Source organism: Fluviispira vulneris, assembly GCF_014281055.1.
Taxonomy (GTDB): Bacteria; Bdellovibrionota_B; Oligoflexia; order Silvanigrellales; family Silvanigrellaceae; genus Silvanigrella; species Silvanigrella vulneris.
In genome coordinates this window covers 78,323-103,369 of sequence record NZ_JACRSE010000005.1, presented here as the reverse complement: position 1 = coordinate 103,369, position 25,047 = coordinate 78,323, and the positions used below count along the sequence as shown (strand labels likewise).

The window sequence follows — 25,047 nt, the reverse complement described above, 5'->3', positions numbered from 1 at the left end:
ATTTTTTGAAAGAGAGGTACTAAGAATATATTCTTAGCTTATACAAAAAACATGGATTCGTATTGTATAAAACCTATTCTCATGTATGTTAAGATAGATTGGAATTTTAAAATATTAAATGAACGCTTTGCATTTTAATTTGAATATTGAAAATGGTAATATGATTTATTATCAAGAAACAACTAAATGCCCACACTGCTTTTCATTCAAAACTTTTTTAGTGCAGAAAAGTTATGTGCAATTACAAATAAATAATAGCTATTTCGATTATTTTCAGTGTTATAATTGCTCCCTTGTCTTTCTAAAAGATCCTCCAAGTGAAGAAGAAATGGCAGAGTATTATCATAATCAATATTTACCTCATTTAGGGAGCAGAGCTTGGGGAAAATTCTCAAGGCTCGTTGACTTTGGGCAATATAGAATTGATTTAAAAAAATTTTCATACTTAAAAAAATTTTATCCGAATATAAATGAATCTACTAAAATTCTTGATTATGGTTGCGGAAATCCAACTTTTTTGCTTATGACTCAAAAGAAGACAAATGCTCAATGTTTTGGTTTGGATTTGTCTTCTCAAGGCTGGGATAATATCCCTGAAAATAAGTTAAAAAAAATAAAATTAATTAGAGGATCGTTCGATAAAATTGGTGGAATAGAGAAATTTAATATTATAACTCTTTGGCACGTTTTAGAACATGAATATGACCCAATTCTTGTTCTTAAAAATTTAAGAGATAAAATTATGTCAGATGGAATTCTCATAATTGAAGTGCCCAATTATGATTCATTTTTCGTAAAATTCCAAAAAGGATTTTGGGCAGGTTTTCATACGCCACGACATACAGTTGTGTTTAATAAAAAAACTCTTATAAATGCAATTAATAAAGCAAATTTGGAGATAGTTGAATATAAAAGCCACGGAACTTTGGATGCATTTACCCTTTGGTGGTTGGGCAGACAAGAAAAAGTAAAGCATAAAAATAAAATATCAAATATTAACTTTGAGAATAAATTTTTTTCGTATTTACTTTTGAAAGTGTTAACAATTCCATTTTTTCTCTTAGAAAATTTTTTAAGTCTTGGCGTACAGATAATTATAGTTAAACCAAAAACATAAAATTACTTATACATAAAGGTAGATTAATATGACTATGTACGAAAAAAAGATTTTACTTATTAACGGATGCTATTCTACAATAGCACAGGAGCTCATTAGAATAGAAGGAAATGATAAAAAAGTAATTGGATTAGTCCGAAATAAGCGTGAGGAAATAGATAATGTCGAACTTTTTTCAGTAGATGCAACTCAACCTGATGAAGTAAAAGCAACGTTGGATGCCATTTATGAAAAAATGGGAGCTATCCATGAATATGTTCATCTCATCGGATCTATTGTTATGAAACCACTGCATCAAACCTCAATTGAGGAATGGAAAAATACATTTGAGTTGAATTTAAATAGTATTTTCTACTCATTGAAATATATATTGCCTATTATGCAAAAGCAAAAATATGGTTCGATTGTTCTCATTTCATCTGTAGCTGCTGGAGTTGGTTTAACAAACCATGAAGCAATTTCTGCAGCTAAGGGTGCAGTTGAATCGCTGGTAAGAAGTTTAAGTATGACATATGCAAATTCTGGAATAAGAGTGAATTGTGTCGCTCCTTCATTAATAAATACAAAAATGTCTGCACATTTAGTTAAAAATGAAATGGTTGTACGAGCAACTTCTGCAATGAATGCTATTAAAAGAATAGGTGAACCAGCAGATGTTGCAGAAGCTATATCTTATTTATTAGGCGTAAAAAGTTCATTCATTACTGGGCAGATTCTTCATGTCGATGGTGGCTTGACCCATGTGAGAACACCCCCTAAAATCTAGCAAGATGATCTTTTAAATATTAGGAAATCAATATGTCAGAGAAGCCAGTTATTGTTATTGCAGGAGCAACGGGTTTCATTGGAAAGAATTTAATTGCACAATTGTCAGATAAATGTACCTTAAAAGCATTGAGTCGTAAAGAAACTAAGAGTGATAATATACAATGGATAAAGTGTGATTTATATAATTTAAGAGAAACGGAAGAAGCATTGAAAGGGGCAGAGGTTCTCATTTATTTAGTGCATTCGATGAATAAAGGAACTCGGTTAACTCAAGCTAAGTTTGAAGATCTTGATCTTATAATTGCAGACAATGTGGCAAAAGCAGCGAAAAAATGTCAGCTGAAACAAATAATATATCTAGGTGGAATTATCCCTCACGATGAGATAATGTTATCTCGTCATTTAAAAAGCCGAGAAGAGGTTGAAACAATATTAAGTTGTTCAGGAGTGCCACTTACGAGAATTCGTGCGGCAATTATAATTGGTGCAGGAAGCACTTCATTTAAAATGGTTTATTCACTCGTTAAGAGATTGAAAATAATGATATGTCCAAGATGGGCAAATTCATATTCCTATCCAGTTGATGTTGAAGATATTGTAAAAATGATCTCTCTCTGTATCAATAATAAAGAAACTTACAATGAAACAATCGATGCCTTTGGACCTGAAAAAATAACTTATATTGAGTTTATGCATTTAACTGCGAGAGTTATGGGATTAAAGCGCTATATTTTTCCCATTTCTCTTTCAACTTTATATCTTTCAAAATTTTGGGTTGTCCTCATTACAGGACAATATTATGAAATAGTTTCTCCCTTAGTAGATAGTTTAAAATATAATATGATACCCCAAAATATCAAACTTTTTCAGAAATATATTCCAAATCCAATCTCTTTAAAAAAATCCCTTGAAAAAGCAATCGCTAATGAAAAAGAGATTCAAGAAAATTCGGTTAAGCATCAAATATCTAATTCTTTGGAAAATAACGTCCGATCCGTTCAACGTTTATCTTTACCGAGTGGTTGGAATGCAATTGATGTTGCACAAGAATATACAAAGTGGTTGCCAAAGTTTTTATTCTTTTTTATTAGATCAAAAATTGAGGGTGAATATATTCATTTTAAATTATTTAGTTTAACTTTATTAACATTATTTCATTCGATTGATCGAAGTTCTCTAGATCGTCAATTGTTTTATATTAGAGGAGGATTTTTAGTTAAGAAGCCAGTATTTGCCAATGCTCGCTTAGAATTTCGAATTTCTCCGCATGAACAATCTGTCGTTGCTGCGATTCATGATTTTTACCCTTCTTTACCTTGGTATATTTATCGTTTTACACAAGCGATTGCTCATGCATTGGTCATGGAAATGTTTAATAAATTTCTAAGAGAAAAATCAGTTTGAATTTTAAAATAATATTGATAGCAACAATTGTAATAATTTTCTCACGAATTTGTAAAATTGCTAAAATCTCTTCCTTCAATAACGATTCCTGGTATAGTTTTGTCAAAATTAATTGCACTATGCACTAGACATTCTGCAACTTCTGTTGCTTTAATGGGAACATATTTATTAATAGCAAGTGCATCACTGATATTTATCTTTTTAAGAAAATTGTCAATTTTATTGAATATTATTCCGCCCAATTGTTCTGCGAGACGAAACTCTTTTCTTTTGCCAATAAGTAAACTTGGTCGAGCGATAATATAAGGTAATAGACTTTTTCTCAAAACATTTTCTACTTCACTTTTTGCACTTAAATAAAGTCCTCGTGGATTTGCTGCACCAATACTAGAGACGAAAACAAAAATTGTTTTCGGTGAGTTTTTTTTGATATTTTCAATAAATAAAATGGGATAATCACGATCAACTTTTAAAAAATTCTCAGCAGATTTTGCTTTGCGAATAGTTGTTCCGATGCAGCAGAAAAAAATATCGCATTTAATCTCTGAGCCGATTTTTTTATATTCATTTGGGTCTTCAAAATTAAATATCACTTCAGTTATTGAAGGGATGTTAGAGTCTCCAACAACTTTTCGTACGAGAGATGTGACTGCTATATCTTGCTTATGGGCTAAGACATTTAAAATATGATTTCCGACTAGACCACTGCCGCCTACAATAACAACTTGCTTCATTTCTAATAATCTCCTTTAGCTAAGGAAAATTAAGAATAAGAACGTCGATCTGCAAACTTGCATAAAGTTTGTATTAAGCATGATATCAAACTTCGTAGGAAATATGTAAATCTGCTTTTTCATTAGATTCAATAAGAGTGCCAACATTTTTCTCTTCATAATGAGCAAAGGGGAGAACTTTGAGTGGCACAGCGTTTTTTTCGGCAAGAAGCACACAACGTGCATGCAGGACTTTAGCTCCTCTATTTACTATATTTAAAGCTTCTTTATGGCTTAATATTGACAATAGCTTTGCTTGTTTATCTAGCTTTGGATCAGTGTTATATATGCCATAAACATCTTTAAAAAATTCAACTAGATCTGCTTTTAAAGCAATTGCAAGGGCAACGGCGGTCGTATCCGATCCTCCCCGACCTAAAGTTGTTATTTCGCCTGCAAGACTCATTCCTTGAAAGCCTGCAACGATAACGATTTTTCCGGATTCTAAGTGTGGAATGAGGCGGTGTGGTTTTACATTTACAATTTTAGCGTCAGAGTGATCGTTTGTGGTTAGTATTCCAGATTGACTCCCGGTAAAACTGATTGCTTCACTTCCTTTTGCTGACAGTGCCATGGCTAGTAAAGCAACACTGATACGTTCGCCCACCGAAATGAGCATATCGAGTTCACGTCTTGGTGGGTTAGGATTTACTTTCGTTGCCAAAGCAATGAGATCATCTGTCGTGCTACCCATTGCGCTCACGACAACAATCACTCGTTCATATTCTTTTTTGCGTTGTAAAATGATATCTGCAATAGAAGAAAAAGATTCAGGAGAACGCACGGAGGCTCCCCCAAATTTAAGAACAATACATTTTTTTTTAGGATCCATTGTTACCTAACTCGTTTTCAACAACAGTTGATTCACCATTCGCTGAATTGCTTCTACTTCAAAAGGTTTTGTAATGTACTCATCACAACCAGCATCAAAGCCTTTGCGAATATCCTCTTCTGTTTTATTGCCTGAAACAAAAGCCACTGGCAAATTTTTCAGGAGAGGATGTGACTTCAGTAGGGCGCACAATTCATAGCCATCAACCCATGGGAGTTGAATATCGAGTAAAACGAGATCAAGTTTTGTGTCTTCAATTATCTTAGAAAGCTCCATTGCATCTTTTGCAATTAAAACTCTAAAATTATCTTTTTCAAAAATTCTTTTAATAGCATTCCGCATGACCGGCTCGTCGTCGACAACAAGAATTGTTTTTGCTTCTGGTCTACGTGAAGCAGCTCTGTAGGCATCTAAATTAACAACGTGCTCATGTGCCATTGCTTTTTTGTTGAGAGCAGCGACTCGTTTGGCAAAAGTCTGGTCTCCAAAGTTTCGTTTTTTCATGCAAGAAGCCTTTTCAAATAACTGTAACTCATTAACCTTATTAAAGATCGGTTGCTTCTTTGATTTCCTTAAATTTGCTAATATCAATCATACCCATTAGGATATTGACTATTTGACGGTAAATTTCTGCCGCTTTTTCTTTCCGAGTCGAGTCTGTTTTGAGGAGGTCTAAATGATTGAAGTAAAAGGACTTGTTAAACTCTTTGGCGAGCGAAAAGTTTTACATGGATTAAACTTTTCAGTTGGCTCTGGGCGAGTTTGCGGGTTTTTAGGGCCAAATGGCTCTGGGAAATCAACAACAATGGACATTTTAGCGGGTTTATTGGGACCAAGTTCAGGAAGTGTTCAGATCTGTGGTTATGATATTGTGGAACAATCGCAAGATGTTAAAGCCCATGTGGGTTATCTACCTGATAATCCTCCTCTATATAAGGAAATGCGGGTTAGAGATTTTGTTCATTATGTCGCAAAATTGCGAGGTATAAGTGGAAAAGAGAGGAAATCCGCGGTTGAAAGAGTGATAGAAGATTGTGATGTGAGTGATGTCACGGAAAGAATCATTGGGAATTTATCTAAAGGATATCGTCAACGCGTAGCGCTTTGTGCTGCACTTATCCATAGGCCCGAAGTTTTAATCCTTGATGAGCCAACCGAAGGTCTTGATCCCAACCAAATTTTACATATTAGAAAATTAATAAAAAAAATAGCAAGCGAACGAACTGTAATTTTAAGTTCGCATATTTTATCTGAAGTGCAAGCAACATGTGATGAAGTTATTATCATAAATAATGGACATATTGCTGCTAAAACTTCTATTAAAAATGATAATTCAAAACCATTATATTATTTATATACATTTGCTTCAAAAACAGAACATGCTTTGCATTGGTTTCAACAGAGAAATTATGTTAAATCTGCAAAGTCAATGTCACAGAAAAACAATTCTATCTTGGTCGAATTTGGGAATGAGTTTTGGGCGGATTCGGGAGGAGAAAATATTGCTAATGTAACTGAACAGATCGTTCAACAAAATTTTCCTTTAATAGGTATTGAAGAGAAAAAAGAAGGTCTTGAAGAAATATTTTTTGAAGTGATTCGTTCACAACCTGGTCATCATCAGGCTCAAATATCCCCTACAGGAGAAATTATATGAGTGTGACTTTAGCAATTGCAGGAAGAGATTTTAAAGGATTTTTTGGTACACCTTTAGGATGGATAGCTGCTTGTATTATTTTTCTAGTGTCTGGAATTGTATTTTATATTGTTGTGCAAATGTTATTGATCAGAGGGCAGTCCATCGATCCCGTTGCAGATATTTTTGGACAAATATTAAATTTTTTAAATTACATAAATATTTTTATTATTCCCGCTTTTACTATGAAAACTATGAGTGAAGATTTGGGAAATGGCACTTATAGATTGCAAGCTTCTGCTCCTATTTCTACATGGGCAATCGTATACGGGAAATTTCTAGGTGTAATGTTGTATTTCGGAGTGATTGGTATTTTTATGGCACTCTATCCACTATATTCAATTATCTTTACCGAACCTGATTTAAAAGTCTTGTTAAGTGGATGGATTGGTTTTATTTTGAACAGTGCGACTATTGTTGCAATTGGACTTTTTATTGGTTCATTTACAAAGAATCCTATTATTAGTTATCTAGGATCTGCATTTTTTATTCTGCTATTTATATTCTCAGGTTTTTTTCCTGGCATCCCAGACTGGTATAGACACAGTGTTAATTTATTAGAGCTGAGTTCAGAGTTTACAAAAGGCATGATAAAAACAGGTTCTATTGCAACATATATTGCAATTATTTCTGTTTTTCTTTTCTTATGCCGGTTTGTTATGGAAAGTAAAAAATGGAGATTTTAAATAATGAAAAAGCATAAACTTGAATTTTCAATTGCGACTATTTTTTTGATTTTTGTTACTTTGCTTATGTGGGAAAATTTAGTTTTAATTAACAAATATTTTCCGATTGGTCTCGTCTTGTTAGGCGCTATTGTTCTTGCTTATTTAGTTTCTCCTTTAGGAAATAATAAAAACAAAGAAAATACAGCAGAAAAATATGCACCAAAATATTTTGCCCAAGCTATTATTTCAAGCTTGATTGGTATGTGCTTAATCATAGGTCTTGCTGTTGTTTTAAATAAAAATAATTTTTCAAAATCTTTTGACCTGACTTCAAATAAAATAAACTCTTTAACTCCTGAAAGTGTAAAGATTCTATCTACTCTCACAAAACCTGTAGAAATTATTTGTGTTCCATCATCAAATCTAGGTGAAAACTATTGCGACAGCAATATTGATCTCTTATCTTTATATATGAAAACATCACCTCAAATTATAAATGTAGGTCAATTGAGCTTAACAGATAAGGCTATGGTTCAGAAAATTCAGCCTTCGGGCTTTTCTCGTCTTGTTTTAATGAGTGGTAATAATAAAAGTGAAATAGATGGAGTTATTACTGAGAGTAAGCTAACAAATGCTATTATTAATTTGGTTAAATTTAAAAAAGTAGTTTATTTTTTATCTGGTAGTGGTGAGCCGAGCGTAAATCCTGATAATTCTGGTCGCAGTTATTCAGATGTTGTAAGTGTTTTACAAGCTAAATCTTATGAAGTAAAAGAGTGGAATATCAAGCAAGGTAACTTACCTCAAGAAGCTAAAGTCTTGATTGCTGGAGATAATAATCTCTTGTATGGAGAAGAAGTTCAAAATATTTTAAGAAATTTTATTGGATTTGGTGGGCGTTTAATTTTATTAGTAAATCCTTATCGTGAGCAAGGGCTCGAAAGGCTATACACAGAATTAAATCTGAAATTAGATCCTATTTTATTAACATTAAATACTTCGACGCCGATCGGGCAACAGCTTGTAAAGCAAAATTTTTCTAGACCCCCTATTTTAGCAAGTAATTTCAATCCTGATTCTCCTATCACTAAAGTTTTTGCAGACGTTTATGGTGCACAAGCTATTATGCCTCTCGATGGTGGACGTCCTATTTCAATTCTTGCAAATGAAAATCCAACCGGAAAAGTTCTAATAAATGCAACAAATCTTCTCTCTGCATATAGTGCAGCTCCTATCACAATAGCTCCTGAAGTCAGAAATAAAATTGATTTAATGGCTCCATTCCGATTGTCTCCTGATGCTAATTTTGATGCGAATAAAATCTGGACTATTGGTGTCAATCTTGATATTTCTGGTGCTTCAAACCTAGCAGTAGAAAAAGTATTAAATAAAGAAACAGATCCTGCTAAAGATAAAGCGCAAGTAGTTGTTTTTGGCTTTAGTATATTGGGGCCTTATGCAAGAGATAATCCAATCAGTGAAAATCTTTTGCCTATAACAGTTGCTCATTTATATCAGGATCAAGAATTGGTTTCTATACCTCCACGTGATTTCACTCCAAAGCAATTTAATATGTCCCTTTATCCAGGGAGATGGCTGCCCTTTTTTGCTGGTATATTACCAGTAATTACAGCTATATCAGGTTTGTTTATATGGTTTAAGAGGAGATCTGCATGAAGTATTCAATTAAAGTAGCACTTGGAATTGTTGCAATTGGCGCTCTTATTGGTGTTTACTACGGTGATAATTATATGACCGAAAAAAAGGAAGAGCGGCAAAAAGAAACAACATATGCAATTTTTTTTGATACAAAAGATGTTATTAAATTTACAGTGCAAAATAAAAATTCTGTATTTACTTTTGCACGCGATACATTCACATCTCCTTGGAAAATTATTTCTCCAATCGCTGTTGCCGCCGATCAAGATGCAGTAAATAATATTTTAGCTGCAATTCAGCAAATTACGGTGCAGCAAGAACTGCCTCGAACGGAAGCAGCTCTTAAAGGCGATAAGGCTATGTTAACTGAGTTTGGTTTAGAAAATACAAAGAACTCTGTGACAATTGATTTGAAAAATTCTGAGATCAAACAGCTTTTTATTGGTCATGATCTCGATATTGGAAAAAAGGGTGGAGCAAACTTAAATTCCTCATCAGTCTATGCAATGAACCCCGCAAAAAAGTTGCTCTTAGTGGTTAATAATAGCTTTATTTCAGTTCTTGAAAATAAAATGCTTTCCGATTTCCGCAGTAAAAGAGTGAGCGACTTTAAAGGGGCTGATGTGGCTTTTCTTGAAGTAAAGTCCCATGAGAATGATATTGTTATGGTAAAGGATAAGAACAACAAATGGGAAATGCAAAAACCATTTGCATGGCCTGGAGACGGTGTTTTTATTGATGAGTTTTTAGGCCGTTATCAAGGGCTTCTAGCACAAAAAGTATATGAAAACTCAGAGGTTACTCCGGAATTAAAGAAGAAATTTAACTTACTTCCGCCTGCAGGGGTGGTCGATTTTAAAGACTCTGCTGGTAAAACTCTACAAAATTTCGAATATGGAATTACAAAGGACGGTATTTTTGTTACAATGAAAGACGGTGCTGTTGCTCAGCTGAACCTTGACCTTTGGAGCGATCTTATTCCCAAAGACAAGTATTTTCGCAATAGACAAGTTTTACTTGGCGTAAACTTAGATCACATTTCCGGCATAAAACTGTCGAACTCTACATATTTAAGAAAAGACAATAATTGGTACTTTGTTGAGTCAGAAACGCAACAACCTTCCGTTTCTCAGCCTCCAAATGCAGAGGTATTGACTTTTTTTTCTAATTGGGAGCTGATGGCGGCTGATGATCTTATTTTAAATGCAACCAATGAAGATCTTGTGAAATTTGGTCTAACTAAGCCACTTAAGACTTTTGCCTTTTTGCTCGGATCCGATTCTAAGTCAAAGTCTATTGAAATTATTGTTGGCAACAGGGTTCCAAATAACGAAAAAAGTGTGTACTTAAAGCGTTCAGATGCTCCCACCGTGTATATCGTTGAAGCTGGGTGGCTTTCACTGCTTGCTCAACTCTATTCAGTTGGTGATACGTCCACGCGTCAGTAAAAAAATAGATGGAGTAATTTCTTTTGAAAACAGAACTTTTTTTGATACCTATCGCTGCAGTCAGCGATAGCCTTCGTGTTTTGGTGACCAAAGATCCCACAAGTGACAGACAGACTTTCCCAAGCATTATGCTGAAGCAAGACCTTCATTTACATGGTGGAACACGCCAAATTCTAAGAGATCTTCTTTCAGAAGTTCCGTTTGCTGACTTAGAAAATTGGCTCAATTCTGCTCGCTGCAAAGATCGTATTGTTGATGTCTACGATAGAGATCTCCTCTTTGAACAATCCCAAAGTATAGCCATTGTGCGTGCTATCGCGCTTCCCCAAGAGTTTTCTTCGTATGCAAAGGGGGTTTGGCTAGATGCTGAAAATCTTTTCTCTCAAGACTCTATTTTGGCTCCTGACAGCCGTCTTTTTTTAAGGGAGTGTCTCAATCAAGTTCCACTGTGGGTTAAAAATACGACCTTTACCTTTGAGCTGCTTTCGCAAGTCTTTTCAATCCAAGACCTTCGTCTTCTTGTGGGTATGCTTTCAAGCCAAGAAATCGATCCTGGAAATTTTCACCGTCGACTGAAGCGACTCGACATTCTTCGCCCACTTGTGAGCGGACAGCAGCGAGTTCATAAGTGGGAGTTTGCTTGGGAAAAAAGCGATGTTTTGGCGGCAGATGGACTTATTCCTTAAAAATAGGCATATTTTTTCTCAAAATAGAGCAAAAAAGCATGAAATAAAAAAAATGAAAAATTTTTTTTAAATCGACTTGACCTCTCTCTCGCGATTATGTAGACACACTTTCACGAAGACGTTCCTCAGTAGCTCAGTGGTAGAGCAAGTGACTGTTAATCACTTGGTCGGGTGTTCAATCCACCCCTGGGGAGCCATTCTTCATCCTAGCCGCAAAATTCCTTATTTTTCCCTTATTTTAAAATAGATAAATTTTTCCCATTTACTTTTTTGTCGCACAGCTATTTTTATTTTCAGCTTATAATCTCTCAAGCGAGCTCAACCCTTGGGAGTCAAAAGTGAAGAAAATTTTAATTGCTGATTCAAGTAAAGCCAGTCTTGTTATGACCAGTGAAGTCTTTAAAGATCATTATCCGGGTATACAGGTTCTTGTGGCTAAGACATCTGCAGAAGCGCTTCAATTGGCTAAATGCAGCGAAGGTGTAGATGCATTTGTCATTGATTTTGATTTACCAGATTTGAATGGAGCTAAAACAGCTCTGCTCCTTAAAAAATTGTATGACACACCCATTTTAATCACGGCATTTGATCGACCAGATGTGATTCAGTCCATTGAGACATCATTACAACCCTATGCTGACTGTCAAAGTTGGCTGAAGAAGCCAGTGAATCCTGAAGTTGTGATTGCTGTGGCACAGCGCTTTTGTGAGCTCAAGACAAGAACTCAAAAGAGAGTTGCTTGCCATTTGCCTGTCTTTGCTGAGGTGTTACTTGAAAATGAAAGTGTTTTTGCTTTTCAGCAAATATTAGCGCCACAAAAAAATAAAAAAGCTGTTGGAGCTAAAGTCGAGACAAAAACAGAAAAAGTTACAAAAAAGATTGGGAAAAATCTTAAGGAGAAAAAAACAACAAAGAATAAAGCAGAAGTTGTAGCTCCTATACCAATTTATTTTTGCGGCATTATTGAAGATTGTTCTTTGAGCGGTGTGAAATTAAAACCAAGTAAACAAGGAAAATCTGGATTAACGGATTGGAATTTACTGTTAGCGAGTATGGAAATAATCTCTTCAGGAAGTTCAGTTACATTAAAACTTCCATCGCATTCAGATATTGAAAGTGGGAGTATGCTTGAACTTTCAAAAATTTCTCATATTACAAATTCAAAAGAAGAAATTGTTGTAGCTCAAGAAAAAAATAAAAAAGGTATGACGAAGCTAGATGCTGCAGAAGTAAAAGGTAAAAAGCAGCAGAAAAAATCATCTTCACTTTCAACTTTATCTTCTAGCACTAAGAAAAAAGTAGGAGAAAAAGATTTAGCACATCGAATACAATCTATGTCTGGTAAGATTTCATGGACAAGTTCTGAATCTGGAGAATGGTGCATTGGCATTGAGTTTGAAAATCAAAATTTATCAAAACGCTTATTTGAAGCAATTTTATCTTATCAATTGAAGCAACAAAAAAACTTCCCAAATCAATCTGTCATGAAAACTTCGCGTGCAAGTTGAGCTAAAATAATTGTGGGAAAGAAATTTTTTAAATAAACAAAAAATACACAACATATGAAACATTTTGTTGCGCCTATTCCCTTTTGTTTGCAAGAGCTTAAGACTCATTTATAAAGCTTCTTGTAAGAGGGGGGAACATGAATATTAAGTTAAATGAAGCTGAATATTATTCAGAAATGACCAAAAAAAATATTGGAGTTTATTCACATAAAGAGCAAGAAATGCTTGCTAACAGTAAAGTTATTATTTTTGGCTTAGGTGGTGTGGGTGGAATGGAGGCCATTCTCTGTGCGCGTGCAGGTATAGGATCTTTGAGTGGTGTGGATCCTGATACATTTGAAATTTCAAATATCAATCGACAGATGTTGGCATTTTGTTCTACAATTGATGTAGCAAAAAGTATTTCCACTGAAAAATATTTAAAAGATATTAATCCATATTTAAAATCTCGATTTTATCAAGTAAAAGTTACAGAAGAAAATGTAGATGATTTGATAAAAGGTCATGATGTTGTGCTCGAAGCGTTGGATGATATGCCTTCGAGAATTATTGTCCATCGTGCAGCAAAAAAACATGGAATTCCCAGTGTTTCTATGTCAGGAAGTCCGCCACATAGGGGCTTTGTTTCTACTTTTATTCCGGATGGGATTGATTACGAAACGGCCTTAAATATACCAACACATGGGAAAAAAATTTCGGATCCTTCAGTGCATGAATTTGTGCAAAATTTAAAGAAACAAAGAGCACAATATTCGGTTGAAAAGGGAGCACCAAAAGAATGGGCAGATGATTTCTGCGCAGGAAAAGTTGGGTGGATAATAACTCCTATTCGTGCATCTTTATTAGCATCGTTTAGTTGTCATGAAGTTATTCAGCTTATTATCGGTAAAAAACCGCTTGCATTAGCTCCAAAAGGGATTTTAATCGATTTGGATAACTTGCTTTATCCCGTTTCTGTACAGACACCAAGTCAGGGCTATTGGGAGGCTATTCATATTTAAGAATAGATTTATAATAACTTAATAAGCTTAATCAAGAAAAGATTTAGAATCCTGTAAAAAACAAAATCAAGAAAAGCTTTAGGGTAAATTAGAAAAGCATAATTAAAAATATTTTATAAATTGAAGGATAAGAAATGCAATCATTAGAAAATGAAATTTTTATGAGAAACATTGGAGTTATAACAGAAAAAGAACAAATAAGTTTAGCAAAAGCAAAAGTAACTGTCATTGGTGCGGGTGGGGTAGGTGGAGTGACTCTCATCTCGCTCGCTCGAATGGGAATAGGAAATATCCATGTTGTAGATATGGATAAATTTGAATTGAGTAACATTAATAGACAAATGCTTTCATCGGTCTCAAGAATTAATAAATACAAAGCAGAATGTGCTAAAGAAACATTATTAGACATCAATCCAAATATAAATGTAAAAGTTTCATTGGAAATGTTTAATGAAGAAAATGCCTATCGATTATTAAAAGATTCTGACATTGTTGTAGATGCTACTGACAATCTTGTGACGAGAGTTATTATTCATAGGACAGCTCAAAAAATTCAAATTCCATCCGTTTGGATTGCAGTGACTCCTCCCTTCCGTGGTGGCGTGATGACTTTTTCAGACAATACACCTCCTTATGAAATTGTTTTGCGACATAATTCTTATAATAAAGAATTAAGTGACGAAGTTAAAAATGAAATATTAAAAATAAAAAATGAGAGAGCAATAAATTCTGTTAAATTTGGTGCACATGAAGAATGGGCCAATGCTTTTGTAGATAAAAAAGCTCCATGGGCAGTGCTTTGTCCTGTTGCGAATATCGTAGGATTATTGGCAAGTTTTGAGGTATTTAAATATATTTTAAAGCGAAACAATCTTTCTCCTAGTTATGCACCAAATTTAGTTAAAATTGATTTAGGTAGGACTGAAATGGTAAAAATAGAACATCCAGTGGAAGGAACATGGGATAATTCATTGCTTTAATTAATGGAAGGGACATGGGAAAATGCGTTACTTTAAGTTTTTCATTGTTTTTATTCAGTTAGTTGTATGCTTAAATTCCTATTCTAACAATATCAAAATAACCGAGCATTTTATAAAATATGGTTCGGAAAGCACGTTGTATGTCAAAGAAAAAAGTTTTAATAAAGCGATAGCAAAGAATAAAAGATCGGGCATTGTTATTTTACTCCCACCGCTTTGTATTCCTTCTGCAGAAGCATTTGATATACCTGCTGTTTCGTTTATGGATGAATTGGCAAAAGCGGGACTGGATGTTTTTAGTGTTGATTTTGAAGGAATGGGTAAATCAACTTATCCAAAAGAAATGGAAATTTATCCACCACCAGAAGGTGTTTATCCCCTACAAAGTAAAGATGCTATAAAACAACTTTCTGTCATAATCGATTATATTACTAAATTAAAAAATGTTGAAAAAGTTTCCCTCATTGGTTGGTCTTTTGGATCAATTGTAGCAGCAGAATATGCTTCAATAAATCATAAAAATGTTGATAAATTAGTTTTAACGGGAGCAATGCATTCCTTCAGTCTTCCCTTATTTACCAAACCTTTTGCAGATAAGAATAATCAATTTAATGCTAAATTAGGAGCGTATCAAAATATTCCTTGGGAAGCGATTTATTCACATTGGAAAATGATGATGCAAGAAAAAGATTTAGTAACTCAGGACACAATTAACTCAATTGAGAAAGTATATAGAAATCTTGATAGCAAGAGCAGAGTTCCTGGTTCAATTAGAAGAGTCATGGGGCCAATGAAAGATCTTTTTGAAGTATGGAATGAACGACCTGTTTATGAAATATCTAAAATTATTCAACCAACATTAGTGATTAATGGCGATCAAGATTTATTTGCAGATAAAAATCTTTTTAAAAAACTTACAGGTGTAAAATTTAAAAAAGAAATTATTATTAAAAATGCAACACATTGGATTATCTATGAAAATAATCGGAAAAAATATATAGACGCTATAGTGTCTTTTCTAAAAAATAAGGAAACAGAAAGTGCTTCGTAATAAAATAAAACTTCTTGATTCCACTCTGCGAGAAGGCGAGCAAGCTTACGGTGTTTGCTTTTCTCTAGAAGAAAAAATTGAAATTGCAAAGCATTTAGCTCTTTTTGGTGTAGACACTATTGAAATAGGACATCCTGGAATATCAATAAAAGAAGAAGAGACATGCATGTCAATTTGCAATGAAATTAAAAGTACAAATATTTTAGTGCATTCTCGCGCTTGTCATTCTGAAATACTTTCTGCATATCGGACTGGGGCAAATTGGGTTGGAATATGGGCTTCATTTAACCCTATATCTCTTGAGACTAAATATACAAATAAGTCAAAAGATTGGGTAAAAGAGCAAGTTAAATCTTCCATTCGTTATGCAAAAAAATTAGGTTTAAAAGTTCGATTTACGATAGAAGATGCTTCACGTACATCTCATGATATCGTTGAAGAAATTGCACAAATGTTAGCAGAAGAAAGCTTAGATCGTTTGAGCTTGGCAGATACGGTCGGTGCGTGGAATCCTAGAAAATGTAAGCAGATGGTTCGTTTGGCTGTGAGTAAATTTAAATGCGAAATAGAAGTGCATCTTCACAATGATTTAGGATTAGCATTAGCCAATGCCCATGCTGCTATAGAGGCGGGTGCCACTGTCATTGATGTCAGCGTGCTTGGAATAGGTGAGAGAGCAGGTATCTGTGATTTATTTCAAATGAGTGCCTCGTTAAAAGAATTTTATAATTATTCTGATTATAATTTTAAGGAAACAAAATATTTAGCAAGTATTGTTTCAAGAATTGCCCATTTTACACCTGAATTTTATAGACCTATCGTAGGTAAAAATGTATTTATCCATACATCAAAATATCATACAAAAGCGAATTCAAAAAACTATCAAGCATATGAATATTTATCACCAGAACCTTTTGCGATGAAAAGGTCTATGGCTACTAAGGAATATATTCGAGAAAATCAAAAAAGATTTTTAAATGATTTTAAAATCGGGATCCCCTTTTTAAAATCTGCTGAAGAGTTAAAATATCACAGACATGGAGTGGGTGATCGTTGGGTTTACATTGATTTTCGAGTGGATGAAAGATCTCCTGTTTATATCATCGAACGTCTTTTTAAAGAAGATTATGCAGAAAGTTATGAACCTCATGTCGATACGCATGCACATCATTGTGACAGTATTTTTGTTTTTATGGGGAATAATTCTGATGGAACGGGTCTTGTCGCTAAGGTAACAATAAATAATGAGAGTCAATTAATAAAAAGTCCAGCAACGATTTTTATTCCTGCTGAACTTGAACATACTTATGAATATATATCAGGAACTGGCCGTTTTTTAAATTTTGTCATGTCACCGTCATATAACCAAAGTTTAATTTGACCAATAAATTACTTTTTATTTTCCATTGTCAAAGTGTTTTTAACAACTTTTTCAGCAATCTCAGCAAAACGAATACGAACGGCGTGTTTAGGCTGTGAAGTTAATGGTTCACCAAGATCACCTGCAGCACGAATTTCAGGAATCAGAGGAACATGTCCAAGGATAGGGACCTCAAATTTTTCAGATACTTTTTCAGCACCGCCCGCACCGAAAATATGTGTCTCAGTTCCACATGCAGGGCAAGAGAAAGTTGACATGTTTTCGACGACCCCAATGATAGGGACATCTGTTTTACGGAACATCGCAATGCCTTTTACAGCATCGAGAAGAGCAACGTTTTGTGGTGTTGTTACGATAACAGCACCTGAAATTGGAATGCTTTGCACTAAAGTTAACTGAGCATCGCCCGTTCCAGGAGGAAGATCGATAATTAAAAAATCAAGTTCACCCCACTCAACATCCCAGAAAAACTGTTGCAAGGCTTTCATGATCATGGGGCCTCGCCAAATTACAGCCGTTTCTTCAGGGGCAAAAAAACCAAATGACATAACTTTTAAGCCAAAAGATTCAGGGGGAATAATTTTATTATTTTCATTCACCAATGGGTCTTTATGTATATTAAGCATTGTTGGGACGCTAGGCCCGTAGATATCAGCATCGAGTATGCCCACTTTATATCCTTGATTATAAAGTGCTAATGCTAAGTTTACACTCACCGTGCTTTTGCCCACACCTCCTTTTCCGCTTGCAACGGCAATGATTCTTTTAACTCCGGAGATAGGTCGTTTCCCCGATGGAGGACGCATATCTGGTTTTTGCTGAGAATGCGCTGCTTGCTCATGAGCTCCCGAGCTTTGAGGAGGAGCGTGGGGCGTTTTTTGTGGCTGTGATGCTGGTTTATCCTTGCGCTCAAAATAAACTGAAAAATTATAGTTATTTTTGCCCAAGTTTTCTTTGATAATAGCTTCAATTGCAGTTTTTTCTGCTAAGTTTAAACCGTCAGAATAAAAACGGACTTTAAACACTCCACTCTCTTCTTCAACAGAGTGAGTTCTCTCTTTCCAAGTGAAATTTCCTAAGGATTTTTGCACAGCAAAAGACAATACAGATTCTAGTTCTTGAACTGTATCAAGTATTTGTTTAGTATTTTCAGTCATTTTTACCAGACCTGCTCGATGCCTTTGACTTCAGGCACTTTTTCCATAAGCATTTTTTCCACTCCTTGATATAAAGTCATTGCGCTAGAAGGGCAATGAGAACAAGCTCCTACGAGCCTTACCTTAACGATACCATCTTCGACATCAATCAACTCTATATCCCCTCCATCGGACTGGAGAGCAGGTCGGATTTGTTGTTCAATAATTTCCTGAATCTTTGCAATCATTTAAGAACCTCATAAAAAGAGAGACAACCCCTATAGGTTGAAATATTTTTTCATTATGAACATAGTATCTGAACTTACTCGGTCAAGGGGGGCTTGTTAGAGTATTTTGAGTATAATCACATATTAATCTCGGGTGAATCAACTTGTATTTTATAATCAAATGTTTTCAAAAGAGTTTATTTTCATGAACAAGGTAGGTACTATATCAGCAATAATTATATTAAGTGTTTTAAAAACATTTAATGTCTATGCAGATGAAAATATAATTCTTTCAGACTCTTGGAGTATGAGTTTCGGTTTTAAGGGGCGAGGCGCTCTAAGAACAGCGGGTAAAAATTTTTCTTTGAGAAACTCACCAAATCAAAGTTCAGAAAATCAAGCTACCAGTGCAACTGCTTACAGTGTTGATTCTCTGTCTGCGAAGTTTTCATTGGATTTACGTGATTGGGTTTCGCTAAAAGTTAGAGTAGATTATTTTTGGGATTCGCCGTTTATCTATAATTTATATCCAAAAGAATATGAACAAAATAAATATCACTTAAGAGATTTTTATTTAAATTTTCCGAGCAGTGCAAAAATATCTTCATTTTGGGTAGGAAGAAGAACTTTTGAATTCGAAAATGTTTATTTATTTCAATTGGACAATCCTTTTAATCAAATTGAGTTACAAGGCTTTGGTTATGAAAATGACGTTTTTCAAGCATCACTAGCATTAAATAATGAATCTGTTTTTGCTACAGGGAGAGATATTAATGGCAATCAGATCTTAGATAACGATAATAATCCACAACTCTATGACGAACATGATTTAATATTAACTGCTTTTTTTTCGGGTAAATTTTTATTATCTGAAGGAAAAATTTTTCAACCCATTTTTGCCCTTCGTTATTATCAAGAATTAAACAAACAAAAAAATGAAAATAATAATGTAAAATTAGATACGGTAGTGAATACGTCTTCGTTTATGGTTGGTGGTATTTTTTCAAGACCTTTATCAGATGGTTTAAAAGGTCATACCACTGTTTGGTTTCAATCACTTCCTGCTGATAAAAATGTTCAACCATATAATAGAACTGTTTCAAGTTCATATAAGGGGAAAGGAAGAATTCCTCCAAATTACCCACAGAATACAATTGGCATACTTGATTCTTCGGAGTTTTATTTTACCCCATATGCTGGGATTTTATCTGGAATTATTCTTTTAAATAATACCTACGCTTCTGAATTACCTGTTTTAAAAATTGCGGATGACAAAAAATCCTTAATACAGGATGGTTTACAGACTGCACGATTGGCAAATCGTTTGAGTATCGATGTTCAGCCTGTCTATTTAATCACGCGAAATTGGCAGTTAGGCTTAGATTTCTCACTTGTTTATGTGTCGCGTAAATTGATTGCTTCCGATGCAAATTCTGTTGCTATTACTCCTATTCTTAAGTATTCGTTTGATAAGAAATTAAGCACAAATCAGTATTTCTTTTTTAGTTGCAGTTTTGGATACTATGATTGGAAAATAAAAACATTACCAGATGGAACACAGACTCAGAATTTATTTACAACGCAATCGGGAATTAATTTTTCGTTGTAATTATAAAGAAAATTTTGGTTAAAGTTAAATTTATGAATCATTAACTACGCACATGATTTTAAGTTCATCTATATTTTTAGTTATTATTTCGTTCACTTTGTTCTTAACAAATGGGTCTAATTTTTTAGCAAAGCCCACATAGACTTCATATGTATGATCGCCCAATTGAATATATCTAATTTTATTAAGGACCTTCATTCTTTTTGCTTCAAGAATTCCAGCTTTAGGATTACTTAAATAAAGAATATCTATTCTATTTTGTAATAATTTTTGTAAAAGAGTGTGTATTGCTTTTCCTCCAGAAGATTCGGAAAGTATAAGATTATTTTTCTTCTGTTCAAAGTAGTCTGGTAAATTTACTCCTACTCTGACACCGATGGTTTTATTTTTAAATATATTGGAACTTGTATATTCTTTTATTTCAGAGTTTTTGTTGACAAAAATATATTCATGTATTTTACAAATTGGTACAGAGTGAGCATAATCTGATTTGTTTAAAAACACTCGGCTTGTCGTTAGTAGTAATAGATCAATATTTCCATTACTTAATTCATGAAAACCCCTTGCAAGAGGAAATTCATAAAATTGTATTTTATATTTACTTCCTAAGTTTAGTTTTTTTATTATACCATTGACAGCGATACCATCGATATTTCCTTTAGAATCTTTAAAAGCATAAGGTAATATTTCAAAATAACCCACTTTGATTATTTTTACATTTGCATAAGCAATAAAATGAAATGACATTAAGAAAAGTATGAGGAATTTCAAGTTAAGAACCCTTTTTGATATATCTTAAATTTATATTTTAAAATATATAATTTTTGATTGTAAGATGTTTTATTTTAATTCACTCTGTTTGAGTAAAAAGTCAAAAAAATGACTTAAAAATTATTTGTTATAAGAAATTTTGGGTTGGGTTTTATTTATAAAAAAAGAGAGGGTTAAACCCCTCTCAAATCCGCTTTAAATTTATCAGTGACGGCTTGGATAACTGTTTTTGTTAATTTAGTTATATCTTTTTCTGTAAATGTTCTTTCAATCGGTTCAAGTGAAATTTGAAAAGCTAGAGATTTTTTATTTTCTGGTATGCCTTTCCCACGATAAATATCAAAAATATGAATCGAATTTAAAATAGCCGGTATTTCTTTACTAATAATTTCATTTATAGATTCTGCAACTACAGTATAGAGTTCTTTCCCTGTGACTTTTTCATCGAATAAAAATGCAAAATCCCTTGTTATTATTGGAAATTTTTGTGAACTCACAACTTTTTGCATCACCTTCTTAGGCAGAAATGATTTTTTCATTAACAACGCAACATTTAATTCAAAAATATAGCATGGAGAGTCTATTTCATAATTGCGCATCGTATTTGGATGTAATTCTCCAGCCCAGCCAAGCGAGATTGACTTATTATTTTCATCAAGGAAATAAAATCCAATCCTTCTGCCTGGGTGAAGGGCTTTTGCTATAGGATGTGCAAAAGTATCTGTGTTCGTTTCTTTATCTGTTATTTTAACAAAAGATATATCAACTCCGACACAACGACATATTTCTTGAATATGCGCCATTATGTCGTGTAAAGACCAATGGATTTCAGTAGTATTTTGCCAAGATTTGTCAATTTTATTGCCAAAACACACTCCTGCTAAACGTGGAGTTTCCACTGGACGTTTATTTTGAGAAGTTTCTTTAGAATAAGAATAACCATGAGAAAAGTGATATTCTAATGTGTTCTCAAAAACTTCTGCTAACTCATTTTGTAAACCAATTCTTTCTCCATTTGTAGGAAAAACTCTTTCTCCAGCATCATCATGATTTTGAAATGTGCGACAGGAGTGAAATAATTGCCCGCTTTTTACCCCATAACTTATATTCCGCGATACTTTTCTTAATAAATCAGGAATAAGTGTTGTGTGCATAAGAGGCTCATCACCTATGATCGGATTCATTAAAGCAACTGGTTCGCCTAATGAATTTATAGAACTCAATCCTAATTTTTTATAATCATCTGCACGCATGAAATGTAAACTAATAACTTCATTATAGCCAAGAGCTGCACAGCGTGAACTTATTTTTTCATTGAAAGCAAATTGTGGATCATCATGACTGACAATAGCAACAGAATGAAATGGAGAAGAAGGAACAGAATCGATACCAACTATACGAATAAACTCTTCTACTAAATCTGCTTCGCCAGCGATATCTTGTTTTCTCCAACTGGGCACAGTTACTTTATATTTTTCATCTGATTGTTTTTTTAAAGTAAAACCAAGTGATGAAATAATATTGAGCTGTTCTTTAAATGGTAAAATTTGAGCGCCTAAGACCTTCTCCTGATCTTGAGCACTATAATCTATTTCAATAGTGTTTGTTTGCGTCAATAGCATAGGTTTTTTATGCATATCAACTGAATGAACGGTGCCACAATAATGTGGTTTATTTTGACTTTCAGCGGAAATAATTGCAAAGAATTCGATAGCAGCCTTGTAACGTTGCTCTGCATCAATACCTTTTTCAAATAAAAAACTAGCATCTGTTTGACGACCGTAACGACGCGATGTTCTACGCACAGCTACAGAATTTGGATTGGCAAATTCAACAACAATTTTTTTACTTTGGTTTGTTACTTTTGAATGTTCGCCTCCTAATACACCAAGAATTGCTTGTGCACCTTCAATATCAGCGACGATTCCATCTGAAGTTTCTAAATTTCTTTCTTTACCGTCAAGACCTACGAATTTTTCACCCGCTTTCGCATTGCGGAGAATTAATTTTTTAACCTTAGACTCTTGTGAAGATAGCTTTTCTAAATCAAAAGCATGGTTTGGTTGGCCATATGCTAATAGAACATAATTTGAAGTATCTACTATATTATTAATTGAATTCTGACCAAGTGCTTCAAGTAAATTTCTCAACCAAGCAGGACTTGTTTTCACTTCTACACTGTCAATTAAAACAAAAAAAGCAGGAATATCCAGATGATTTTCACTTGAAAAGGCGATATCACCACATTTTGCAGAAGCATTTTTTAGTGCATCTGTTTTAATATTTTCTTCAGTTAAAGATATTTTATTGGCAAATTCAGTGTCTTTTTTTAGATTATATGGAATTTTGGCATAGCTAAATCCTGCCATTAGCTCTCTTGCAACTCCTTCATGAGACAGCATATCGGGACGATTTGGTGTCACACTCAGTTCAAGCAATGTATCCGTCATATTGAGTGCATGAAACACAGGATAGCCCAGTTTATTTTTAAGAATTTTGTTTGAAATTCCGCCTTGTGCGTCCATATCGAGTTCCCAAATTCCATCACCATCAATTTCTTTATTGGTTGGAAGATTCAGTTCCTCACGCGCGCAAAGCATACCATTGCTTTCAACTTCACGGATTTTAGAAGGTTTAATTTCTAGTCCATTGGGAAGTTTTGTAGAAGGAAGTGCAACAGCTACATAAAGATCAGCTCGTGCATTGGGTGCTCCGCAGACAATTTGTCTCAATGTAGATTCTCCTACATTTACATGACATACTTGTAATTTTCCTGCAGTCGGATGTGGTTCTATTTTTTCTATATATCCTACGACAACTGTTTCAAGACCAGAGCCCCAAACGTTGATACTATCTACTTCAAATCCTTGGCGAGTTAAAAGAGGAGCGATTTTGTCGAGATCATAAAGAGTTTCTGATATATTTTTTCCATTGATATTTATATTTTTAGTAATCTTAGGGAGAGTTAAGAAACGTTCGACAAAATTTAAACTTGCTAGCATGACATTTACCTTATTGCTGTATTTTTTAAACGAGTCCGAATGACTTTAAGAATGATACATTGCCATCAATGAATGAACGTAAATCTGAGACTGCAAAACGATCTTTTGCAATGCGATCCACGCCAAAACCAAAAGCAATACCTCCATAAACAGAAGAATCAATTCCGCAGCTTTCTAGAACTTTTTTATTAACAACCCCACAGCCACCGATTTCGGACCAACCCGTATGTTTGCAACTGCGACAGCCTTTGCCAAAACACTGTTGACATTCAACATCAACTTCAGCGCTTGGTTCGGTAAATGGAAAATAACTCGAACGGAAGCGTAATTTTACAGAGCGACCAAAAGCTGCATTCAGTAGTTCATTGATAGTATGCCGTAAATGACCCATATGAATGCCTTTATCAACAACAAGGCATTCAATTTGTCGAAAAGCGGGTAAGTGAGTCATGTCAAATTCATTGCGGTAAACGCAGCCAGGACAAACAATTTTTAAAGGTAATTTTCGTTCTTTCATAGCATGACTTTGCACATTACTCGTATGTGTTCTTAATACCCATTCACTGGCTAGAAAAAATGTATCTTGCATTTCCCGAGCAGGATGATCTTTTAGAACATTCAAAGCTTCAAAATTATAAAAGTCATTGTCCATTTCAGGACCATCGACAACAGAAAACCCCATGCGTTGAAACGGTACCATAAGGTCGCGCATAACCGTTATTACGGGATGACGGGAACCGAGATTTAATTGGCTAAATGGCAATGTGATATCGTCCATTTCCGAATTCAATTTTTTATTTTCAACTTGAATTCTATAATTCTCTGAAAAAGTTTTAATGCAGCTTTCAATCTCAGCTTTCAGTTCATTGATTTTAGCCCCCGCATTTTTACGCTCATCTGCAGGTATATTGCGCAGGGATTTAAGCCACTCTTGGAGGGGTGATTTTTTGCCAGTGAAGCGAATGCGAATTTCTTCCATAATATCATTGGAAAATATGTTTAAATCAGGAGAATTTAAGCCATTCTCACCAACCACTTGAGTTAAGCGAACGCGTTCGTCATTGATATGTTTAATGAGTTCTTCAATATTTTGATAAGAAACAGATATGGGGGCTGTTAAAATATTTTTAATTTCCTCAATTCCTGACATAAAGCATTCTTCTCCAATAGTTGATCCGATACAAATAATGCTAAAAATACAAGCAAAAGTCCTTTTTGCAGTATCAAATTAAGACATTTTAGCTTATAGCCTGACTTTTCTAAATAGCAATCATAAAGAATATAAACTCCTTATAATTAAAATAATATAAGATTAATCTGTTAATTATAT

Annotated in this window: 22 protein-coding genes and 1 tRNA gene; 15 read left to right on the top strand and 8 right to left on the bottom strand. The window is 34.1% G+C overall.

The features are described from left to right. Positions 1 to 118 precede the first annotated feature (118 nt). Genes H7355_RS11885 through H7355_RS11875 form a run of 3 tightly spaced genes read left to right on the top strand, consistent with a single transcriptional unit; the run spans position 119 to position 3,289 of the window. Positions 119 to 1,117, top strand: coding sequence for a class I SAM-dependent methyltransferase (locus H7355_RS11885; protein ID WP_186647784.1), 999 nt, complete (start codon positions 119 to 121; stop codon positions 1,115 to 1,117). A gap of 28 nt (positions 1,118 to 1,145) precedes the next feature. After that, complete coding sequence (locus H7355_RS11880) at positions 1,146 to 1,883, top strand: SDR family NAD(P)-dependent oxidoreductase (RefSeq protein ID WP_186647782.1); 738 nt, start codon at positions 1,146 to 1,148, stop codon at positions 1,881 to 1,883. Positions 1,884 to 1,915: 32 nt separating this feature from the next. Next, positions 1,916 to 3,289, top strand: coding sequence for an NAD(P)H-binding protein (locus H7355_RS11875; RefSeq protein WP_186647780.1), 1,374 nt, complete (start codon positions 1,916 to 1,918; stop codon positions 3,287 to 3,289). A 41-nt stretch (positions 3,290 to 3,330) separates the two neighbouring features. On the opposite strand, the gene H7355_RS11870 is transcribed toward H7355_RS11875, so the two are convergent. The 3 genes from H7355_RS11870 to H7355_RS11860 all read right to left on the bottom strand — a co-directional run bounded on the left by H7355_RS11870 (position 3,331) and on the right by H7355_RS11860 (position 5,398). After that, positions 3,331 to 4,023, bottom strand: coding sequence for an NAD(P)H-binding protein (locus H7355_RS11870; protein WP_186647778.1), 693 nt, complete (start codon positions 4,021 to 4,023; stop codon positions 3,331 to 3,333). An 85-nt stretch (positions 4,024 to 4,108) separates the two neighbouring features. Continuing rightward, positions 4,109 to 4,894 carry an amino acid kinase family protein gene (locus tag H7355_RS11865; RefSeq protein WP_186647776.1) on the bottom strand — a complete coding sequence of 262 codons (786 nt, stop codon included), beginning with the start codon at positions 4,892 to 4,894 and terminating at the stop codon, positions 4,109 to 4,111. Positions 4,895 to 4,900: 6 nt separating this feature from the next. After that, positions 4,901 to 5,398, bottom strand: coding sequence for a response regulator (locus H7355_RS11860; RefSeq protein WP_130611289.1), 498 nt, complete (start codon positions 5,396 to 5,398; stop codon positions 4,901 to 4,903). A 172-nt stretch (positions 5,399 to 5,570) separates the two neighbouring features. On the opposite strand from H7355_RS11860, the gene H7355_RS11855 reads away from it, so the two are divergent. The 11 genes from H7355_RS11855 (at position 5,571) to H7355_RS11805 (ending at position 16,972) form a co-directional block, all read left to right on the top strand. After that, positions 5,571 to 6,551, top strand: coding sequence for an ABC transporter ATP-binding protein (locus tag H7355_RS11855; protein WP_186647774.1), 981 nt, complete (start codon positions 5,571 to 5,573; stop codon positions 6,549 to 6,551). Continuing rightward, positions 6,548 to 7,276 carry an ABC transporter permease gene (locus tag H7355_RS11850; RefSeq protein WP_130611283.1) on the top strand — a complete coding sequence of 243 codons (729 nt, stop codon included), beginning with the start codon at positions 6,548 to 6,550 and terminating at the stop codon, positions 7,274 to 7,276. Before H7355_RS11855 ends, H7355_RS11850 begins: the two co-directional genes overlap by 4 nt. A gap of 3 nt (positions 7,277 to 7,279) precedes the next feature. Further along, positions 7,280 to 8,935: a Gldg family protein gene (locus H7355_RS11845; protein ID WP_186647772.1), complete on the top strand. Its 1,656-nt coding sequence runs from the start codon at positions 7,280 to 7,282 to the stop codon at positions 8,933 to 8,935. Then, positions 8,932 to 10,365 carry a DUF4340 domain-containing protein gene (locus tag H7355_RS11840; RefSeq protein ID WP_186647770.1) on the top strand — a complete coding sequence of 478 codons (1,434 nt, stop codon included), beginning with the start codon at positions 8,932 to 8,934 and terminating at the stop codon, positions 10,363 to 10,365. Before H7355_RS11845 ends, H7355_RS11840 begins: the two co-directional genes overlap by 4 nt. A 23-nt stretch (positions 10,366 to 10,388) precedes the next feature. Next, the gene (locus H7355_RS11835) at positions 10,389 to 11,051 is read left to right on the top strand and encodes a hypothetical protein (protein WP_186647768.1); all 663 of its coding nucleotides are present in this window, start codon (positions 10,389 to 10,391) and stop codon (positions 11,049 to 11,051) included. Positions 11,052 to 11,173: 122 nt separating this feature from the next. Next, a tRNA-Asn gene (locus H7355_RS11830) sits at positions 11,174 to 11,248 on the top strand. 141 nt (positions 11,249 to 11,389) lie between these two features. Next, positions 11,390 to 12,559, top strand: a complete 1,170-nt coding sequence (locus tag H7355_RS11825) for a response regulator (protein ID WP_186647766.1) — start codon at positions 11,390 to 11,392, stop codon at positions 12,557 to 12,559. Positions 12,560 to 12,696: 137 nt separating this feature from the next. Next, complete coding sequence (locus tag H7355_RS11820) at positions 12,697 to 13,560, top strand: HesA/MoeB/ThiF family protein (protein WP_186647764.1); 864 nt, start codon at positions 12,697 to 12,699, stop codon at positions 13,558 to 13,560. A 134-nt stretch (positions 13,561 to 13,694) separates the two neighbouring features. Beyond that, on the top strand, positions 13,695 to 14,540 hold the full coding sequence (locus H7355_RS11815) for a HesA/MoeB/ThiF family protein (RefSeq protein ID WP_186647762.1): 846 nt from the start codon (positions 13,695 to 13,697) through the stop codon (positions 14,538 to 14,540). 22 nt (positions 14,541 to 14,562) lie between these two features. After that, positions 14,563 to 15,591, top strand: a complete 1,029-nt coding sequence (locus tag H7355_RS11810; protein ID WP_186647759.1) for an alpha/beta fold hydrolase — start codon at positions 14,563 to 14,565, stop codon at positions 15,589 to 15,591. Next, positions 15,581 to 16,972: a homocitrate synthase/isopropylmalate synthase family protein gene (locus H7355_RS11805; RefSeq protein WP_186647757.1), complete on the top strand. Its 1,392-nt coding sequence runs from the start codon at positions 15,581 to 15,583 to the stop codon at positions 16,970 to 16,972. The genes H7355_RS11810 and H7355_RS11805 overlap by 11 nt, the downstream gene beginning before the upstream one ends. 8 nt (positions 16,973 to 16,980) lie before the next feature. On the opposite strand, the gene H7355_RS11800 is transcribed toward H7355_RS11805, so the two are convergent. Together H7355_RS11800 and H7355_RS11795 are read right to left on the bottom strand one after the other, a co-directional pair. After that, positions 16,981 to 18,129 (bottom strand): Mrp/NBP35 family ATP-binding protein, encoded by a 1,149-nt coding sequence (locus H7355_RS11800; RefSeq protein WP_186647755.1) that lies wholly within the window; start codon positions 18,127 to 18,129, stop codon positions 16,981 to 16,983. Between the two features lie 2 nt (positions 18,130 to 18,131). Then, positions 18,132 to 18,356, bottom strand: coding sequence for a NifU family protein (locus H7355_RS11795; protein ID WP_130611241.1), 225 nt, complete (start codon positions 18,354 to 18,356; stop codon positions 18,132 to 18,134). Between the two features lie 184 nt (positions 18,357 to 18,540). Between H7355_RS11795 and H7355_RS11790 the strand changes: the two genes are divergently transcribed. Next, positions 18,541 to 19,944, top strand: a complete 1,404-nt coding sequence (locus H7355_RS11790) for a hypothetical protein (protein ID WP_186647753.1) — start codon at positions 18,541 to 18,543, stop codon at positions 19,942 to 19,944. 30 nt (positions 19,945 to 19,974) lie between these two features. Here H7355_RS11790 and H7355_RS11785 read toward each other — a convergent pair whose 3' ends face one another. The 3 genes from H7355_RS11785 to pheS form a co-directional block, all read right to left on the bottom strand. Further along, positions 19,975 to 20,715: a substrate-binding periplasmic protein gene (locus H7355_RS11785; RefSeq protein ID WP_186647751.1), complete on the bottom strand. Its 741-nt coding sequence runs from the start codon at positions 20,713 to 20,715 to the stop codon at positions 19,975 to 19,977. Between the two features lie 173 nt (positions 20,716 to 20,888). Then, the gene (pheT, locus tag H7355_RS11780) at positions 20,889 to 23,717 is read right to left on the bottom strand and encodes a phenylalanine--tRNA ligase subunit beta (protein WP_186647749.1); all 2,829 of its coding nucleotides are present in this window, start codon (positions 23,715 to 23,717) and stop codon (positions 20,889 to 20,891) included. A gap of 25 nt (positions 23,718 to 23,742) precedes the next feature. Further along, entirely contained in the window at positions 23,743 to 24,867 is a 1,125-nt protein-coding gene (gene pheS / locus H7355_RS11775) for a phenylalanine--tRNA ligase subunit alpha (protein ID WP_186647747.1), read from the bottom strand. Between the last annotated feature and the right edge of the window lie 180 nt (positions 24,868 to 25,047).

Excerpts from the sequence above, each read along its gene's own strand:
- H7355_RS11880 (WP_186647782.1), top strand. The coding sequence starts at position 1,146 with ATGACTATGTACGAAAAAAAGATTTTACTTATTAACGGATGCTATTCT.
- H7355_RS11815 (WP_186647762.1), top strand. The coding sequence starts at position 13,695 with ATGCAATCATTAGAAAATGAAATTTTTATGAGAAACATTGGAGTTATA.
- pheS (WP_186647747.1), bottom strand. The coding sequence starts at position 24,867 with ATGTCAGGAATTGAGGAAATTAAAAATATTTTAACAGCCCCCATATCT.
- H7355_RS11810 (WP_186647759.1), top strand. The coding sequence starts at position 14,563 with ATGCGTTACTTTAAGTTTTTCATTGTTTTTATTCAGTTAGTTGTATGC.
- pheT (WP_186647749.1), bottom strand. The coding sequence starts at position 23,717 with ATGCTAGCAAGTTTAAATTTTGTCGAACGTTTCTTAACTCTCCCTAAG.
- H7355_RS11820 (WP_186647764.1), top strand. The coding sequence starts at position 12,697 with ATGAATATTAAGTTAAATGAAGCTGAATATTATTCAGAAATGACCAAA.
- H7355_RS11865 (WP_186647776.1), bottom strand. The coding sequence starts at position 4,894 with ATGGATCCTAAAAAAAAATGTATTGTTCTTAAATTTGGGGGAGCCTCC.
- H7355_RS11790 (WP_186647753.1), top strand. The coding sequence starts at position 18,541 with ATGAACAAGGTAGGTACTATATCAGCAATAATTATATTAAGTGTTTTA.
- H7355_RS11850 (WP_130611283.1), top strand. The coding sequence starts at position 6,548 with ATGAGTGTGACTTTAGCAATTGCAGGAAGAGATTTTAAAGGATTTTTT.
- H7355_RS11860 (WP_130611289.1), bottom strand. The coding sequence starts at position 5,398 with ATGAAAAAACGAAACTTTGGAGACCAGACTTTTGCCAAACGAGTCGCT.
- H7355_RS11840 (WP_186647770.1), top strand. The coding sequence starts at position 8,932 with ATGAAGTATTCAATTAAAGTAGCACTTGGAATTGTTGCAATTGGCGCT.
- H7355_RS11855 (WP_186647774.1), top strand. The coding sequence starts at position 5,571 with ATGATTGAAGTAAAAGGACTTGTTAAACTCTTTGGCGAGCGAAAAGTT.
- H7355_RS11875 (WP_186647780.1), top strand. The coding sequence starts at position 1,916 with ATGTCAGAGAAGCCAGTTATTGTTATTGCAGGAGCAACGGGTTTCATT.
- H7355_RS11845 (WP_186647772.1), top strand. The coding sequence starts at position 7,280 with ATGAAAAAGCATAAACTTGAATTTTCAATTGCGACTATTTTTTTGATT.
- H7355_RS11885 (WP_186647784.1), top strand. The coding sequence starts at position 119 with ATGAACGCTTTGCATTTTAATTTGAATATTGAAAATGGTAATATGATT.
- H7355_RS11795 (WP_130611241.1), bottom strand. The coding sequence starts at position 18,356 with ATGATTGCAAAGATTCAGGAAATTATTGAACAACAAATCCGACCTGCT.
- H7355_RS11800 (WP_186647755.1), bottom strand. The coding sequence starts at position 18,129 with ATGACTGAAAATACTAAACAAATACTTGATACAGTTCAAGAACTAGAA.
- H7355_RS11870 (WP_186647778.1), bottom strand. The coding sequence starts at position 4,023 with ATGAAGCAAGTTGTTATTGTAGGCGGCAGTGGTCTAGTCGGAAATCAT.